Genomic DNA, 15,109 nt, shown 5'->3' on the forward strand with positions numbered 1-15,109 from the left:
ATCCGGATGTCCGGCTTCAAAACGCTTGTCCGGAGCGGCAAACCTGAGAGCTATCTGGTTGGTCTGCCGTACAGGGCCATCCTGGCGATCATGGCATCGGCGGCCAGGTGGTAGCAGGTCGTCACGCATCCGAGCACCTCCCTCGGGTTGGTGAAGGTGGCCGCGAGCGTCTTGTCGGCGATCCGGCGCACGCCCGGCACCAGCGCGCCCAGCTCGGCGGCGGGGGCGGTGGGCATGTCGATCTCCAGTTCGAGCACGGCGGGCAGCTCGACCGGCTTCAGTTCACCGGCCGAGCGCACGGTCTCCGCCGCCGCCTCCTTGATCAGCCGTCGTGCCTCGACCGGCGAGAGGCTGTCGGCCGCGGTGTGCCCGTGAGCGATCTTGACGGCGACCGTGCGCACCCCGGGGAACACCTTGCCCGCGACGCCGCAGATGACGTCGTCGCCGGTGAGCAGCCCCACCGGCACGCCGACGGCGGCCGCCTGCAAGGCGTTGACCTCGGCTTCCGAGACGATCGCGCCGTTGAGCCGCACCTCGTAGAAGTGCGAGGAGAAGGTGTGGGCGAGCACGCCCGGCGACCCGGCGGCGGCGTGGTAGCCGAGGAACAGTGCCACGTCGTGCTCGGCCGAGATGCCCTCGGCCATGCAGTCGAGCTTGGGGGTGCCGAAGATCAGCCGGGCGCGTGGGTCGAGCTCCTCGTGCAGCAGGTTGTCCATGGTGCCGTGGCTGTCGTTGACCAGGACGCCGGCGGCCCCGGCCGCGAACGCGCCCTCGATGGCGGCGTTGGCCTCGGCGGTCATCAGGCGCTGCGCCCGCGGGTAGCCGTGTCCGCCCCGGACGACCTGGTCCATGGTGGCGATGCCCGCCACGCCTTCCATGTCGATGGAGATGTAGACGTTCGTCATCGTCACAGGCTTTCACCGGGGCGCACCGCAGGCTTCGTCGCCAGGGCAGAAACGGCGTCCCCGGCTTGGGCTCCCGCACAGCGGCCGCGGCCACGACCCGCCGTCGGAGTGCCGCAGGGCGCACCGCCGGTCAGACGGGCAGGAGGGCGGTCAGCTCCCGCTCGACCAGCGGCCACGTGCGGCTCTCCGGGTCGATGAGCACGAAGTGGCCCGCCCCCGGGACGCGCACCAGCGACGTCGCCGGATGAGCCGCCACGTACGACTCCGAGACCCCGACGGGGACGCGCCCGTCCGCCGTGCCGTGCACGATCACCACCGGGCCCGGCGGGTCCGGCAGCCGGGCGGGGTCCAGGCCGGGATGGTCGTCCGGCGGCCCGCCGAGGAAGTCGGTCACCGCGCCGTCGTCGAGCCCCAGCCGCGCCGCGAGCCGCAGGTCCGCGACCGGCGCCAGGGCGAGGACGGCGGCCCCGGCCGGCGCGGCGCACAGGGCGAGGTGACCGCCTGCCGAGTGACCGACGACCACCGACGGCCGGAGGAGGCCGACCGCGGCCCGGACGTCCGCGACCGTCGCCGCCGGGTCGCCTGGTTTGCGGCGGTACTCGACGGCGGCCACGCTGTACCCCGCCCGGTGCAGCGCGTTGGCCATCGGCCGCAGGTGCGTCCGGTCGTACTCCGGGCGCCAGAACCCGCCGTGGACCAGCGCCACCACGGGCCCCTCGTCCGGCCAGAGGTCGATCACCTGGTCGGCGTCCGGCCCGTACCGCAGGGCGCGGACGGGCCCCGGGGCCGGGCGGGTCAGGACGGCCCGGTTCTCCACCGTCACCTCCGGGCCGGCCGTCGGGACCACAGCCGCGCGATCCCGGCCGCGCCCGCCGCCAGCAGCGCGGCCCCGGCCCCGGCCAGCGCCAGCTGCTGCCGCCGCACCCGCCGCCTGACCTGCGTGTACGGCACCGTGGAGAACGACACCAGCTCGTACCGCGACACGTAGCGGCCGGGCAGCGCGCGTTCGAGCCGGTGCTCGACGCTCCGGGTCAGCCGGTGGACCGGGGAGGCGACCTTGTCGCGCATCTCGACGAAGTTGGCCAGCGCCATCTCGGCGATCGCGTCGGTGTCGTCCTTGCGCCGCCGGTCGAACATCGGCAGCGCGCGGGCCCAGTCGCCGCCGGTCTCCGTCAGGCACCGGTCCAGCACGGTCACGTCCTCGAAACCGCAGTTGGCGCCCTGGCCGTAGAAGGGCACGATGGCGTGCGCCGCGTCGCCGATCAGGCCGACCCTGCCGTCCGCCTGCCACGGCGCGCACCGGACGGTGCCGAGCAGGCCGACCGGATTGTCCAGGTACTCCCGTACCAGGCCGGGCGCGAGGGGGGGCACGTCCGGGTAGTGGATGCGGAAGTGGCGTTCGATCGCCGCCGGGCTGCTCAGGGAGGCGAAGCTCGACGTGCCGCCGGTCGGCCAGAACATCGTGCAGGTGAAGGAGCGGTCGGGGTTGGGCAGCGCGATCATCATCGAGGTGCCGCGCGGCCAGATGTGCAGCGCGCCGGGGTCGAAGGCGAACTCGCCGTCCACGGGCGGGATCGTCAGCTCCTTGTAGCCGTGGCCGAGGAAGTCCAGGCTCTCGTGGATGCCCCGGTGGGCCAGCAGCTCGCCCCGTACGGCCGAGTTCGCCCCGTCGGCGCCGAGCACGACGCCGGCCGCCGCGCGTACCGGGCCGTCGGCGGTCTCGAAGACCATCGCGCCGGTCGCCGGGTCGAGGCCGGTCAGCCGGTGCCCGAAGAAGATCTTCACGCCGGGCGCGGACTCGGCGGCGTCCAGCAGCGTGTTGTTGAGCGCGCCACGGCTGATGGAGTTGATCGAACGCACCCCGTCGTGGCTGTAGGGCTGGAAGTCGAGCGGCCCCTGCACCGGGTGGATCATCCGGCCGCGCATCGGGAGCGCGTCGGCCATGATCTTCTCCTCCAGGCCGATCCGGCGCAGCGCGTCCAGGCCGCGTTCGGAGATGGCCAGGTTGATCGACCGGCCGCGCGGCGCGAGGCCGGTGCGCGGGTCGGGCCGCCGTTCGTAGACGGTCACGTCGAGGCCGCGCCGGGCCAGGTAGCAGGCGAGCAGGCAGCCGGTGAGGCCCGCGCCGACCACGGTGACGTTCATCGCTCCTCCTTGACGCACTCGGCCAGCGCGACGGCGGCGCGCCAGCAGTCGTGGTAGGTCGAGTACAGGGGCGTCGGCGCCAGGCGGACGACGTCCGGCTCCCGGGCGTCGGCGATCACGCCGTGCTCGTGGCGCAGCCGCCGGGTCAGCTCGGCCGCGCCGCCGCGCTCCACGCGCAGGGAGAGCTGGCAGCCCCGGCGGCCGGGGTCGCGCGGCGTGATCAACGCGATCGGCCTGGTGGGGGTGATCCGGTCGAGCAGGCTCTCCAGGTATCCGGTGAGCCGTACGCTGCGGGCCCGCAGGGCGGTCATCCCGATCCGGTCGAAGAGCCCCAGCGAGGTGCGTACCGGGCCCATCGCGTGGATCGGCGGGTTGGAGATCTGCCAGGCGTCGGCGCTGGCCGGCGGGCGGGAGACCGGCGCCATCTCGAACCGGGTCGCCTGCTCGGTGCTCCACCAGCCCTCCAGCCGCCGCAGCGCCGGGTCGCCCAGGTGCCGCTGGTGGACGAACACGCCGCCGAGGGCTCCGGGCCCTGAGTTGAGGTACTTGTAGGAGCACCAGGCGGCGAAGTCCGGCCCCCACGCGTGCAGCTCCAGCGGGACGTTCCCGGCGGCGTGCGCGAGGTCCCAGCCGACCGCCGCGCCGCTCGCCCGCCCGGCCGCCGTGATCGCCGGGATGTCCAGGAGCTCGCCGGTCAGGTAGTTGACGCCGCCCAGCAGGACCAGCGCGACCGTGTCGCCCTCGCGGTCCAGGAAGTCCAGCACCTCCTGGCCGTCGCGCAGCCGGATCACCGTCTCGTCCGGGTCGAGGCCGTGCAGGCGGGCCTGGCTGCGCACGGCGTAGCTGTCGGAGGGGAACGCGGTGTCCTCGATGAGGATCCGGGTCCGCGCGCCGCGCGGCCGGTAGAACGAGACCATCAGCAGGTGCAGGTTGACCGTCAGCGAGTTCATGACCACGGTCTCCTCGGGCAGCGCGCCGACCAGCCGGGCGGCCGGTCCGGTGAGCAGCTCGTGATAGGGCAGCCAGGGGCGGATCCCCTCCAGATGTCCTTCCACTCCCAGCCGGGCCCATGCCTCCAGGTCCTCGGCCAGCTCCGCCGCGGTCGCCCGGGGCTGGAGGCCCAGGGAGTTGCCGGCGAAGTAGGCGCACTCGGGATGGCCGCCGCCGCCGGGCGGGATCAGGAAGAGCTCGCGGTGGCCGGGGTCGTCGCGGTCGCGCCGGAGGGCGTCCTGCTCGGCGGGCTTCCAGTCGTCGATCACGCGTGGTCCGCCCTTCACATGTGGGTCCGGGCGGACCACAGCTCGGGGAAGATCACCCGCGCCATGCTGCGTTCCAGCCAGGCCAGGCCGTTGGAGCCGCCGCTGCCGGGCTTGGCGCCCATCGACCGGCGGACGGCTGTGACGTGCTGGTACCGCCAGTCGCCGAACAGCTCGGCCACGTCGGTCAGCGCCTCGCCGAGCAGCCGGAGCGCGTTGCCGGGGCCGGTGTCGCCGTACACCTCGACCCAGGCCCGCTCGACGGCCGGGTGCGGCTCGTGCTCGGCGGCGAAGTCGCGCTCCAGCAGCTCGCGGGGGAGGTCGTGGCCGTGGCGGGCCAGCAGGGCGATGGCGTCGTCCCACAGGCTCGGCGACTCCAGGGTCGTGAGCAGGTCGCGGTGGGTCCTGTCCTGGCGTCTGAACGGGCGCAGCAGGGCCGGGTTCTTCAGCCCCAGCAGGAACTCCACGTGCCGGTACATCGCCGACTGCAGGCCGCTGGCCTCGCCGAGCTCGTCCCGGAAGCGGTTGAAGTCCGCGGGGGTCATCCAGCGCAGGCCGCGCCAGCTCGCGTTCAGGCCCTCCAGGTGCAGCGCCGTACGGCGCAGCGGGTCCAGCGCGGCCCACACGTCGTCGGCCCGCAGCCGCTCCTGCGCGTTGCGCAGCTCGAAGGCGATGAGCTTGAAGTACAGCTCCATCACCTGAGTGATCATCAGGAACGACATCTCGCCCGCGTCGTCGCTCATCGGGTGCTGCAGCTCGTGCAGCACGTCGGTGCGGACGTAGGCGTCGTAGGGGGTGCGGGTCTCGAAGTCCAGGGTGGGAGCGCCGCCCGTGGTCCTGGCTCTCTCGGCGCGTTCCTCCGCCGTGGTCGGCCGCAGTGCCGGTAACTGTCGCGTCGCGTCCACGCGCATGCCTTTCTCGTTGCTTGCCCTCCCAATGATGGCGTCGGGAAGATGGAGAAGGAATGCCATATGAACGCCTATATCGCGATATAGACTTATATTTCGGGATGAATCCCGATATCGGGTTTACGAACGGAAGGTGTGATCGTGGACGAGACGGACTGGGAGCTGCTGCGCGAGCTCCAGGACAACGCCCGGCTCTCCCTCAAGGAGCTGTCGCGCCGGATCCACCTGTCCCCGCCCGCGGTGGCCGACCGCGTACGGAAGCTGGAGGAGTCGGGGGTGATCACCGGCTACCACGCGACGGTCGATCCGGTGCAGGCCGGCTGGCCGGTCTCGGCCTTCATCCGCATGTCCTGCTACGGCGCGCGCTGCGTGCTGCGCGACCCCGAGGTGGCCGGCTGGCCGGAGGTACGCGAGATCCACCGGGTCACCGGCGACGTGTGCAGCATCCTGCGGATCGTGGCGGTCTCCATGGTGGCCTTCGAGGACCTGATCGACCGCCTGGCGGTCTACGGCCCGCCGTCCAGCACCATGATCCTCTCGACGCCCCTGCCCGGCCACCCCCTCACCACCCCCGAGGCGCCCTGAAGGCCCGGCCGGGGGCTCGACGCGACCCGTTCATCCCTCTCCGTCGCCGCCGCGGCAGAACCGGGCGAACCCGGTGCTCATCGAGCGTGCCAGCGCCTCCACGTGCGGGCCAGTGCCGGTCAGCGGCGTCCCGTGGGTGCCGAGGTAGAGGGGTACGTCCACCAGGTGGCAGGCGCCCAGCTCGATCCCGCCGTGGCTCATCGGCGAGCGGTGCCCGCAGATCCGGTGCTCGGCGGGGCCGTGGTGGGCCTCGACGATCTCCTGGGCGGGGCCGGTGAAGACGGCGCCGGTGTCCAGGCCGTCCTGGCCGATCGCGCTGAACAGGCGGGTCTCCTCGGCCGTCGTCGTCACCAGCAGCGGGACCGGCGCGGCGGCGCCCGCGCGGAAGGCCTCCACCGGGTGGCGGGCCAGCAGGTCGCCGTCCACGACGGGCGCGGCGGGCAGCAGGCCGTCCGGGGCCGGGCCGCAGGCGCGGACGGCGGCCTCCTCGGCGGCCAGCAGGTCGGCGAGCGGCACGGCGTACGGGTCCGCCCCGAGCGCCGAGCGGGCCGCCGCGGTCCAGTCGGCGGCCTGGCCGGGCGTGCGGAACCCGTACGGGACGGGGCTCATCGCCGCGGCCCTGGCGAACAGGCCGGGCGCGCACGTCATCAGGGCCAGCACGCAGGTTCCGCCCGCCGAGTGCCCGGCCAGGGTGACGTTCGCCGGGTCGCCGCCGAGGGCCGCGATGTTGCCGCGCACCCACTCCAGGGCGGCGATCTGGTCGCGCAGGCCCAGGTTGGCCGGGACGCCGTCGCCGTGCCAGAAGCCGGGCAGGCCGAGCCGGTAGTTGACGGTCACCACGACCAGGCCGTGGTCGCGGGCGAGCGCGGTACCGTCGTACATCGCCTGGGCGCCGGAGCCGAAGACGAACGCGCCGCCGTGCAGGAACACCAGCACCGGACGGCGCCCCTCGGTGGAGGGCGTCCAGACGTTGAGGAACAGGCAGTCCTCGGCCGACGTGGCCGGGTCGATCTCCAGGCCCGGCACCCACGCCATGCGGCCGGGCCGCTGCGGCGCGGGCGGGCCGGGCGTGCGGGCGTCCGCGACGCCCTGCCAGGGACGCGCGGGCTCCGGCGCGGCGAGGCGGCGGGCGGGCGCGGCGTAACGCACCCCCTTGAACGTGGTCACGCCGCCGGCCCGGACGCCGCGCAGCGCCCCGAGAGGCGTGCCGGCGACCGTCATCCCGCGAGCCCGAAGAAGGCGGCGGCGTTGCCGCCCAGGACGGCGGCGCGGCCCTCGTCGTCCAGTTCGGCGCAGGCGCGCACGACCGCGCCCGGCTCCTGCTCCCCCAGCGGGAACGGGAAGTCGGTGCCGAGCATGACCCGATCGGCCCCCATCACCTCGACCAGCAGCCGCAGGGCGCGCGGGTCGAACACGGCCGAGTCCACGTGGAAGCGGTCGGTGTAGGCCGACGGCGGCCGCGGCGAGTGCTCGCGGACGATGTCGCGGTGGTGCCAGGCGTTGTCGGCCCGGCCCAGCAGGTAGGCGAAGCTGCCGCCGCCGTGGCAGAAGCACAGCCGCAGCGAGCTCGGCAGCCGCTCGAACGCCCCGGACAACATCAGCGACAGGATACCGAGGTGGGTCTCGGCCGCCATGCCGACCAGCCACGGCATCATGTGGCCGCGCATGCGGTCGGCGCCGAGCATGTCCCAGGGATGGACGAGCACCGGCATGTCCTGCTCGGCGCAGTGCGCGAGGAAGGCGACGATGTCGGGGTCGTCCAGGTTGCGCGGGCCGACGTGGTTGCCGATGTGCACGCCGCGGTGGCCGGCCGCCTTGGCCTCGGTGACGGTCCTGGCGGCCAGGGCGGCGTCCTGCAGCGGCACCTGGCACAGCGGCAGCAGCCGGTCGGGGGCCTGCGCGCAGTGGTCGAGCACGCGGTCGTTGACCAGGGCGCACCACTCGGCGGCGCGGGCCGGGTCGGCCGCGTAGCCGAACAGCAGCGGGGTCGAGGAGACCGCCTGCACGTCCACGCCGGTGCGGTCCATCGCGGCCACGCGGGCCCCGGGGTCCCACAGTTCCGGCGTGACCGGGCGGTAGTCGTCCTCGCCGCTCATCATCATGCCGTCGCGCAGCCACGGCTCGCCGGCGCCCGCGAGCATCCTCGCCTCCTCGCGGCTGATCCGCGGGAAGACGTGCGCGTGCACGTCGATCATGGTCACCGGACCACCGGCCGCAGATGCTCGGGCCAGTCCTTGCCGGGGTGCTCGGCGCCGCAGTGGGGGCAGGTGCGGTCGCCCTCGTGGAAGGCGCGGAACACCGGCGGCAGGTCGTCGACGATCGACTGGAGCTGCACCTCGGCGCGGTGGACCAGGCGGTGGCAGTTGACGCAGTACCACTCGAAGGCGTCCAGCGCGCCCTGCGGGCGGGCGAACTCGACGACCAGGCCGATCGAGCCGGGCACCGGCCGCTGCGGCGAGTGCCGTACGTGCGGCGGCAGCAGGAAGACGTCGCCCTCCCCGATCTGCACGTCCACCGGCGGCTTGCCCTCCTCCTCCATGACCCGCAGCACCATGCCGCCCCTGAGCTGGTAGAAGAACTCCTCGATCGGGTCGTCGTGGAAGTCGGTGCGCTGGTTGGGCCCGCCCACGATCGTCACCATGAGGTCGGCGTCCTGCCAGATCTGCGCGTTGCCGACCGGCGGCCTGAGCAGGTCCTGGTGCTCGTCGATCCACTTGTTCAGGTTGAAGGGGGGGATCATGCCGGGCTCCTTTGCGGGATGAGGGCGATGCAGGAGATCTCGATCAGCAGGTGCGGGTGCGGGAGCTGGTGGACGGCGACCGTGGTGCGGGCGGGGCCGCTCTCGTCGAAGTACTCGCCGTAGACCTCGTTGTAGCCGCCGAAGTCGTTCATGCTGACCAGGTACGCGGTCACGTTCACCACGTCGTCCAGGCCGCCTCCGGCGGCGGCCAGCAGGTCTGCGATGTTCTCGATCACCGCCCTGGTCTGCTCGCGGATGTCGAGGCTGGTGGTGCCCAGCTCGTCCGCGCTCGCCCCGGCGAAGGAGCCGTCGGGGCGGCGTGAGCTGGTGCCGGACACGAAGACGAAGTCGCCGGCCCGCTTGACGTGCGGGAACCTGCCGCGGGGCCGGGCCTTGCCCTCGACCAGCAGCGCGTCGTCGCTCATCGGGTGGTCACCTCCACGTGTCCGAGGGCGGCGGCGCCGACGCGTACGTGCGCCCCGGCGGGCAGCGGCACGGCCGCCGTGGCCGCCCCGGCCAGGACGATCCAGCCGGCCTCCATCTCGATCCCGGCGGCCCTGGTCAGCCGGGCGGCGGCGGTCAGCGCGCGCAGCGGGTGGCCGAGGATGGCCGCCGACGAGCCGCCGGCGACCTGGCGGCCGTCGATCTCCATGACCAGGCCGACGTTGCCGAGGTCGCCGGCGTCCTGCGGGCGGCGCCAGGGGCCGACGCCGAAGCCGCTGGCCGAGGCGTTGTCGGCGATGACGTCGGGCAGGGTGAAGCTGAAGCCCTCGTAGCGGGAGTCGAGCACCTCGTACCCGACCGCGACGCCGCCGACGGCCGAGGCCACGTCGGCGGGGGTGCGCACCGGGCGGTCCAGCAGGAACGCGATCTCCGGCTCGATCCGCGGGTGGATCAGGCCGGCGGTGTCGAGGCGGGACTCGACGAGCATGGCGTCGGTGAGCAAGCCCCAGATGACGTCGTCCACACCCATCTGGACCATCTTGGCGCGGCTGGTGAAGCCCATCTTGACGCCGATGATCCGCTCGCCGCGGGCCAGCCGCCGCTCGATCAGGGCGCGCTGCACCTCGTACGCGGCGGGCACGTCGAGGTCGGCCTCGTCGGTCAGGCGGGGGATGGCGCGGCCGGACAGGGTGGCCTCGTCCAGGCGTTGCGCGAGCGCGTTCACCGGTTCTCCTTCTCGTCGTCGGCGGCGAAGGCGGCGCGGACGTCGCCGAGCCCGTCGATGCGGGCCTCCAGCACGTCGCCCGGCCGCACCGGGACGACGGGGCCGAGCGCCCCGGTCAGCACGGTGTCGCCCGCCCGGAGCGGACGGCCGAGCGCGGCCAGCGTGTCGGCCAGCCAGACCGCGGCGTGCAGCGGGTGGCCCAGGCAGGCCGCGCCGACGCCGGTCGAGACCTGCTCGCCGCGCCGCTCGATGACCATCCCGGCCAGCCGCAGGTCCACGTCGCGCAGCGGGACCGGGCGGGTGCCGAGCACGTACAGGCCGGCCGAGGCGTTGTCGGCGACGGTGTCGGCCAGGGTGATGTCCCAGTCGCGGATGCGGCTGCCGACGACCTCGATCGCGGGCAGCGCGAACGCCGTCGCGGCGATCACGTCGGCGACCGTGTGGCGCTCGTGCGGCAGGTCGCGGTCGAGTACGAGCGCGACCTCGGCCTCGGCGCGCGGCTGGAGCACCGCCCCTGCGGGGATCTCCTCGCCGTCGGGCACCGCCATGTCGGCGAACAGCACGCCGAAGTCGGGCGAGCCGACGCCGAGCTGCCGCTGCACGGCCTTGCTGGTCAGGCCGATCTTGCGGCCGGTGATCCGCCTGCCCTCGCCGACCCAGCGCTCGGTGAGCAGGCTCTGCACCGCGTAGGCCGCCTCCAGGCCGTCGACCAGGTCGCGGACCGGCTCGCACGGGCGGCCGGACGCGTACGCCTCCAGCAGCCGCGCGGCGGCGGCGCGATGGTTGTCTGTCACTTCTGTCCTCATATCTTGACGCACACGTTGACGGGCTCGGAGAAGAAGTCGAGCGAGTACTCGCCGCCCTCGCGCCCGATGCCGGACGCCTTCACCCCGCCGAACGGGGTGCGCAGGTCGCGCAGGTTCCAGCAGTTGACCCAGACGATGCCGGCCTGGATCCGGGGCGCCACGCGGTGGGCGCGCGACAGGTCCGTGGTCCACACGGTGGCGGCCAGTCCGTACGGGCTGTCGTTGGCCAGCCGGACGGCCTCGTCCTCGTCGTCGAACGGCGCCACGTGGCAGATCGGGCCGAAGACCTCCTCCCGGACGGTCCTGGCGTGCGGCGGCAGGCCGGTGAGCACGGTCGGCTCGACGTGGAAGCCGCCGTCGCGGACGTCGCCGAACTCCGGCACCCCTCCCCCGGCCAGCACCGTCGCGCCCTCCTCGACGGCGAGCCGGTAGTAGGACAGCACCTTGTCGCGGTGCTGCGCCGAGATCATCGGCCCGTAGCCGCTCAGCCCCCTCGCCCGCTCGGCCAGCGCCCGCGTGAACGCCTCGAAGATCGGGCGCTGGACGTAGACGCGCTCGGTGCACAGGCAGATCTGGCCGGAGTGGGTGAAACTGGAGCGGATCGTGCCCTCGACGGCCTCCTCCAGGTCGGCGTCGGCGAAGACCAGGGCCGGGTTCTTGCCGCCCAGCTCGAAGGAGACCGGGGTGACGTGCGCGGCGGCGTTGCGCATGATGGCGCTGCCGGTGGCCGAGGCTCCGGTGAAGGCGATGGCGTCCACGCCGGGGTGCGCGGTCAGGTGCTCGCCGGCCGCCCCCGCGCCGTGGCCGTGGACCAGGTTGAACGCGCCGGCCGGCAGGCCCGCCGCGTCGATCACCTCGGCCAGCAGCGTGGCGGTCGAGGGGGTCTCCTCCGACGGCTTGGCCACGACGGCGTTCCCGGCGGCCAGCGCGGGCGCGACCTTCCAGGTGAGCAGCAGCAGCGGCAGGTTCCACGGCGAGATGACGGCGACCACGCCGAGCGGGCGGCGCACGGTGTAGTTGAGCGCCTCCCCGCTGCCGCTCCAGGCCGGGACGCTGGTGGAGTACGCCCGCTCGGGACGGCCGTAGGCGAGGTCGGCGTAGGCGCGGAAGTTGCCGGCGGCGCGCGGGATGTCGACCGTCGCGGCCAGTTCGCGCGGCTTGCCGGTGTCGGCGGCCTCGGCCTCGACGAACTCCTCGAACCTGGCCTCGATCCCGTCGGCGATCCGGCGCAGGTACGCGCACCGCTCCTCGGTGGAGGCGGCTCCCCAGGGGCCGTCGAGCGCGGCGCGGGCGGCCCTGACCGCCTCGTCCACGGTCTCGCGGGACGCCTCGGGGACGGCCCCGACGGTGCGTCCGTCGACGGGCGAGATGAGGGGGAAGTCCGTCCCCGCCGTCGTGAAGACGCCGTTGACGTAGTGCGCGGGCTTCATGGCCGACATTCTGCTGATCGCCCGCCATAACAGTCCAATACCGAAATATCGCCCGACCATCCTTATTTCGTTATATATCGGTTCTGCTATGCCTGCCGACCGAACAGGTATTCGTTCTGGCATACCCCCAGCGTGCATCCTCTTCCGTACCCTCATTTGGAAGGCACAGAGTGATGGACACAGATCGCCGTCTGGCCGCCCGCCGCGTCTCGCGGGCCGCCTTCATCGGCACCGCCATCGAGTGGTACGACTTCTTCCTCTACGGCACCGCCGCGGCCCTCGTCTTCAACAAGCAGTTCTTCCCCGCGATGGACCCGGTCGCCGGCTCCATCGCCTCCTTCGGCACCATGACCGTGGGATTCCTCGCCCGCCCGCTCGGCGGCATCGTCTTCGGCCACTTCGGCGACCGGATCGGGCGGCGCAACACGCTCGTCGTCTCGCTGCTCATCATGGGGATCGGCACGACGCTGATCGGCGTGCTGCCGACGTACGACAGCATGGGCGTGTGGGCGGCGGTGCTGCTCGTGGTGATGCGCGTCGCCCAGGGCATCGGCCTGGGCGGCGAGCTCGGCGGCGCGGTGGTGCTCACGATGGAGCACGCCCCCAAGGGCCGGCGCGGCCTGTTCGGGGCGTTCCCGATGATGGGCACCCCGGCGGGCATGCTCTGCGCCAACGCCGTCTTCCTCGGCACGTCCTCGCTGCTGGGCGAGGAGAGCTTCATGGCCTGGGGCTGGCGGGTGCCGTTCCTGCTCAGCATCGTGCTGGTGGCGGTCGGCCTGTACCTGCGGCTGCGCATCGAGGAGAGCCCCGACTACGCCGACCTGGTCGAGCGGCGCAAGCCGGTCAAGCTGCCGATCGCGGTGGTGCTGCGCGACCACTGGCGCGAGGTGGTGCACACCATCGGCGTGATCATCGGCAACAGCGCGCTGGCCTACATCTTCATGGTCTACATCCTCGGCTACGGCGAGGCCGCGGCCGGCCTGTCGCGGACGTTCCTGCTGAGCTGCGTCATCGGCGGCGCCGCCGTGTGGCTGGTCACCGCCCCGCTGTGGGCGCACCTCGGCGACCGGCACGGGCTGCGTTCGGTCTTCGCCTGGGGCTCGGTGGTGCTGCTGGCCGGCGCCCTGGCGATCCTGCCGGTCGTCAACACCGGCAACAGGACGCTCATCGCGCTGTTCATGCTGGTGATGGGCGCGGTGCTGGCCATGACGCACGCGCCGCAGGGCACGCTGACCGCGAGCTTCTTCCCGGTCGCGATCCGGTACTCGGGCACGTCGGTGGCCTACCAGCTCGCCTCGCTGCTGGGCGGCGGGATCACGCCGCTGGTGGCGGCCTCGCTGTTCGCCTCCACCGGGAGCTCTCTGTCGATCACCGCCTACCTGGCCGTGGTGACGGTCATCAGCCTGGTCGCCGCACTGCTGATCCCCCGCAACGACGCCGAACGCCTGGGCGACCAGCCGGTTCCCGCCGACATAGCGAAATAGGGCATGTTCGCCCTGGTCATATGATGATTTCGTGATATCTCGTCCGCTGGACCTGCTGAGCGGCCGGCTCAAGCTGAGGCACCTCGTGCTCGTGACCACCATCGCCGAGCAGGGCGGTGTCCTGCGCGCCGCCGAGCACCTCCACCTGGCCCAGCCCGCCGTGACCCGGGGGCTGCGGGAGGTGGAGCAGATCCTCGGGGTGGAGCTGTTCACCCGCGGGTCGCGCGGCGTCACGCCCACCCTCTTCGGCGAGGCCTTCATCGACCACGCCCGCGCCGTGCAGGCCGAGCTGCGCCGCGCGAGCGAGCGCATCGCGGGCCTGGCCGACGGCACGGCCGGCACGGTCACCGTCGGCACCCTGCTGGCGGCCACGAACGTGCTGCTCCCCCGCTCGATCGCCGCCCTCAAGGCCGAGCGGCCGGGCATCACCGTGATCGTCAAGGAGGGCACGTTCGACTCGCTGGTCCCCCAGCTCACCGGCGGCGACCTCGACCTGATCCTCGGCCGGCTCAACCCGATCGAGGACCGTCCCGACCTGCGGCAGATCCCGCTCTACAACGAGCCCGTGCTGCTGGTCGCCCGCGCCGGGCACCCGGCCGCGCAGGCCCGCGCCCTGACCGACCTGCTGGCCTACCCCTGGATCCTGCCGCTGGAGCAGACGTCGTTGCGGCGGGAGCTGGAGCAGGTGTTCCACCGCAACGGGCTGCCGCTGCCGCCCGACCGCACCGAATGCACCTCGATCCTGACGATCCGCTCCCTGCTGCTCGGCACGGACATGATCGCCGCGCTGCCCGCGCTCTTCGTCAGGACCGACCCCCAGCTCCTGGAACTCCAGGTGCCGCTGCCGTCCGTACGCCGCTCGGTCGGCGCCACCCTGCCCGGCGCGCGCGCCCTGACGCCCGCGGGCAAGGTCATGCTCGCCCACCTCCAGCAGCAGGCGCGACACCTCGACACCAGGCAGGACGCCGGGGAGGCGGACGGCCCGTCCGGCGCGGCGCCGATGGGAGACTGAGGGCATGATGGCAGGAGCCGGGTTCGAGCCCGAGTCCGTACGCGTCATCCGGCGGCTGCGCGACGACATCCTCGACGGCGTGCGCCCGCCGGGCAGCAGGCTCGTCGAACGCGATCTGGCCACCGAGCTCGGCGTGAGCCGGGTGCCGGTGCGCGACGCCCTGGCCACCCTGGCCGCCGAGGGCCTGGTGACGTTGCGCCCCCGCACGTGGGCCGTGGTGCGCGAGTTCACCGCCCGCGACATCGCCGACCTGCTGGAGGTGCGCTCGGCGTTCGAGGCCGTCACCTTCCGGCTCGCCGCCCGGCGGCACGACGCCGAGGGCCTGCGGCGGCTGCGCGCCGACCTCGACGCGGAGCTGCGGGCGGCCTCCGCAGGCGACGCGATCCGCGCCCGGCGCGCCGCCGCCGACTTCCACGAGACGGCCACCGCCATCGCGGGCAACGACCTGCTGGTCGAGCTCGGGCAGGTGCTGCGCAGCCGGATGCGCTGGCTGCTCGGCCGGCACGACGACCTCCAGCTCGTCGCCGACGAGCACCGTGAGCTCTACGAGGCGGTCGCCGACCGCGACGTGGCCCGCGTCGGCGAGCTGGTCGCCCGGCACGAGGAGACCGGCGGCCGCCTCACCAGGGAGCACGCGGACCGGCAGGAACACGACCGCGCCCGCCCCTGA

16 protein-coding genes are annotated in these 15,109 nt (G+C 73.3%); 4 read left to right on the forward strand and 12 right to left on the reverse strand.

The features are described from left to right. Nucleotides 1-50: 50 nt before the first annotated feature. The 5 genes from ACIHAD_RS30820 to ACIHAD_RS30840 all read right to left on the reverse strand — a co-directional run bounded on the left by ACIHAD_RS30820 (nt 51) and on the right by ACIHAD_RS30840 (nt 5,217). Nucleotides 51-905 (reverse strand): M55 family metallopeptidase, encoded by an 855-nt coding sequence (locus ACIHAD_RS30820; protein WP_397358155.1) that lies wholly within the window; start codon nt 903-905, stop codon nt 51-53. A gap of 130 nt (nt 906-1,035) precedes the next feature. Beyond that, complete coding sequence (locus ACIHAD_RS30825) at nt 1,036-1,752, reverse strand: alpha/beta hydrolase (RefSeq protein ID WP_397358156.1); 717 nt, start codon at nt 1,750-1,752, stop codon at nt 1,036-1,038. Continuing rightward, nucleotides 1,725-3,050, reverse strand: a complete 1,326-nt coding sequence (locus ACIHAD_RS30830) for an FAD-dependent oxidoreductase (protein ID WP_397358157.1) — start codon at nt 3,048-3,050, stop codon at nt 1,725-1,727. Before ACIHAD_RS30830 ends, ACIHAD_RS30825 begins: the two co-directional genes overlap by 28 nt. Continuing rightward, a complete protein-coding gene (gene kynU / locus ACIHAD_RS30835) occupies nt 3,047-4,309 on the reverse strand; it encodes a kynureninase (protein WP_397358158.1) in 1,263 nt (420 codons plus the stop codon). The genes ACIHAD_RS30830 and kynU overlap by 4 nt, the downstream gene beginning before the upstream one ends. Before the next feature lie 14 nt (nt 4,310-4,323). Continuing rightward, nucleotides 4,324-5,217, reverse strand: a complete 894-nt coding sequence (locus ACIHAD_RS30840; RefSeq protein WP_397358160.1) for a tryptophan 2,3-dioxygenase — start codon at nt 5,215-5,217, stop codon at nt 4,324-4,326. Nucleotides 5,218-5,352: 135 nt separating this feature from the next. On the opposite strand from ACIHAD_RS30840, the gene ACIHAD_RS30845 reads away from it, so the two are divergent. Beyond that, a complete protein-coding gene (locus ACIHAD_RS30845; RefSeq protein WP_397358341.1) occupies nt 5,353-5,799 on the forward strand; it encodes an Lrp/AsnC family transcriptional regulator in 447 nt (148 codons plus the stop codon). Nucleotides 5,800-5,829: 30 nt separating this feature from the next. Here the strand turns inward: ACIHAD_RS30845 and ACIHAD_RS30850 are convergent, their stop codons facing one another. From ACIHAD_RS30850 to ACIHAD_RS30880, 7 genes are read right to left on the reverse strand one after another with little or no spacing between them, the layout of a single operon-like run. After that, entirely contained in the window at nt 5,830-7,020 is a 1,191-nt protein-coding gene (locus ACIHAD_RS30850) for a carboxylesterase family protein (protein ID WP_397358161.1), read from the reverse strand. Further along, nucleotides 7,017-7,994, reverse strand: a complete 978-nt coding sequence (locus ACIHAD_RS30855; RefSeq protein ID WP_397358342.1) for an amidohydrolase family protein — start codon at nt 7,992-7,994, stop codon at nt 7,017-7,019. The genes ACIHAD_RS30850 and ACIHAD_RS30855 overlap by 4 nt, the downstream gene beginning before the upstream one ends. Before the next feature lie 2 nt (nt 7,995-7,996). Next, entirely contained in the window at nt 7,997-8,539 is a 543-nt protein-coding gene (locus ACIHAD_RS30860) for a 3-hydroxyanthranilate 3,4-dioxygenase (protein ID WP_397358162.1), read from the reverse strand. Then, a complete protein-coding gene (locus ACIHAD_RS30865) occupies nt 8,536-8,964 on the reverse strand; it encodes a RidA family protein (protein WP_397358163.1) in 429 nt (142 codons plus the stop codon). Before ACIHAD_RS30865 ends, ACIHAD_RS30860 begins: the two co-directional genes overlap by 4 nt. Then, nucleotides 8,961-9,707, reverse strand: a complete 747-nt coding sequence (locus tag ACIHAD_RS30870; protein ID WP_397358164.1) for a 2-keto-4-pentenoate hydratase — start codon at nt 9,705-9,707, stop codon at nt 8,961-8,963. The genes ACIHAD_RS30865 and ACIHAD_RS30870 overlap by 4 nt, the downstream gene beginning before the upstream one ends. After that, nucleotides 9,704-10,501, reverse strand: coding sequence for a 2-keto-4-pentenoate hydratase (locus tag ACIHAD_RS30875; RefSeq protein WP_397358165.1), 798 nt, complete (start codon nt 10,499-10,501; stop codon nt 9,704-9,706). Before ACIHAD_RS30875 ends, ACIHAD_RS30870 begins: the two co-directional genes overlap by 4 nt. A gap of 8 nt (nt 10,502-10,509) precedes the next feature. Next, a complete protein-coding gene (locus ACIHAD_RS30880; RefSeq protein WP_397358166.1) occupies nt 10,510-11,943 on the reverse strand; it encodes a 2-hydroxymuconic semialdehyde dehydrogenase in 1,434 nt (477 codons plus the stop codon). A 173-nt stretch (nt 11,944-12,116) separates the two neighbouring features. On the opposite strand from ACIHAD_RS30880, the gene ACIHAD_RS30885 reads away from it, so the two are divergent. From ACIHAD_RS30885 to ACIHAD_RS30895, 3 genes are read left to right on the forward strand one after another with little or no spacing between them, the layout of a single operon-like run. Continuing rightward, nucleotides 12,117-13,427 carry an MFS transporter gene (locus ACIHAD_RS30885; RefSeq protein WP_397358167.1) on the forward strand — a complete coding sequence of 437 codons (1,311 nt, stop codon included), beginning with the start codon at nt 12,117-12,119 and terminating at the stop codon, nt 13,425-13,427. A gap of 31 nt (nt 13,428-13,458) precedes the next feature. After that, nucleotides 13,459-14,439, forward strand: coding sequence for a LysR substrate-binding domain-containing protein (locus tag ACIHAD_RS30890; protein WP_397358168.1), 981 nt, complete (start codon nt 13,459-13,461; stop codon nt 14,437-14,439). Between the two features lie 4 nt (nt 14,440-14,443). Next, the gene (locus tag ACIHAD_RS30895) at nt 14,444-15,109 is read left to right on the forward strand and encodes a GntR family transcriptional regulator (RefSeq protein ID WP_397358169.1); all 666 of its coding nucleotides are present in this window, start codon (nt 14,444-14,446) and stop codon (nt 15,107-15,109) included.

The sequence above is a fragment of the Nonomuraea sp. NPDC052265 genome, from assembly GCF_044547985.1.
Taxonomy (GTDB): domain Bacteria; phylum Actinomycetota; class Actinomycetes; order Streptosporangiales; family Streptosporangiaceae; genus Nonomuraea.

Excerpts from the sequence above, each read along its gene's own strand:
- ACIHAD_RS30820 (WP_397358155.1), bottom strand. The coding sequence starts at position 905 with ATGACGAACGTCTACATCTCCATCGACATGGAAGGCGTGGCGGGCATC.
- ACIHAD_RS30830 (WP_397358157.1), bottom strand. The coding sequence starts at position 3,050 with ATGAACGTCACCGTGGTCGGCGCGGGCCTCACCGGCTGCCTGCTCGCC.
- ACIHAD_RS30840 (WP_397358160.1), bottom strand. The coding sequence starts at position 5,217 with ATGCGCGTGGACGCGACGCGACAGTTACCGGCACTGCGGCCGACCACG.
- ACIHAD_RS30850 (WP_397358161.1), bottom strand. The coding sequence starts at position 7,020 with ATGACGGTCGCCGGCACGCCTCTCGGGGCGCTGCGCGGCGTCCGGGCC.
- ACIHAD_RS30855 (WP_397358342.1), bottom strand. The coding sequence starts at position 7,994 with ATGATCGACGTGCACGCGCACGTCTTCCCGCGGATCAGCCGCGAGGAG.
- ACIHAD_RS30860 (WP_397358162.1), bottom strand. The coding sequence starts at position 8,539 with ATGATCCCCCCCTTCAACCTGAACAAGTGGATCGACGAGCACCAGGAC.
- ACIHAD_RS30865 (WP_397358163.1), bottom strand. The coding sequence starts at position 8,964 with ATGAGCGACGACGCGCTGCTGGTCGAGGGCAAGGCCCGGCCCCGCGGC.
- ACIHAD_RS30880 (WP_397358166.1), bottom strand. The coding sequence starts at position 11,943 with ATGAAGCCCGCGCACTACGTCAACGGCGTCTTCACGACGGCGGGGACG.
- ACIHAD_RS30885 (WP_397358167.1), top strand. The coding sequence starts at position 12,117 with ATGGACACAGATCGCCGTCTGGCCGCCCGCCGCGTCTCGCGGGCCGCC.
- ACIHAD_RS30895 (WP_397358169.1), top strand. The coding sequence starts at position 14,444 with ATGATGGCAGGAGCCGGGTTCGAGCCCGAGTCCGTACGCGTCATCCGG.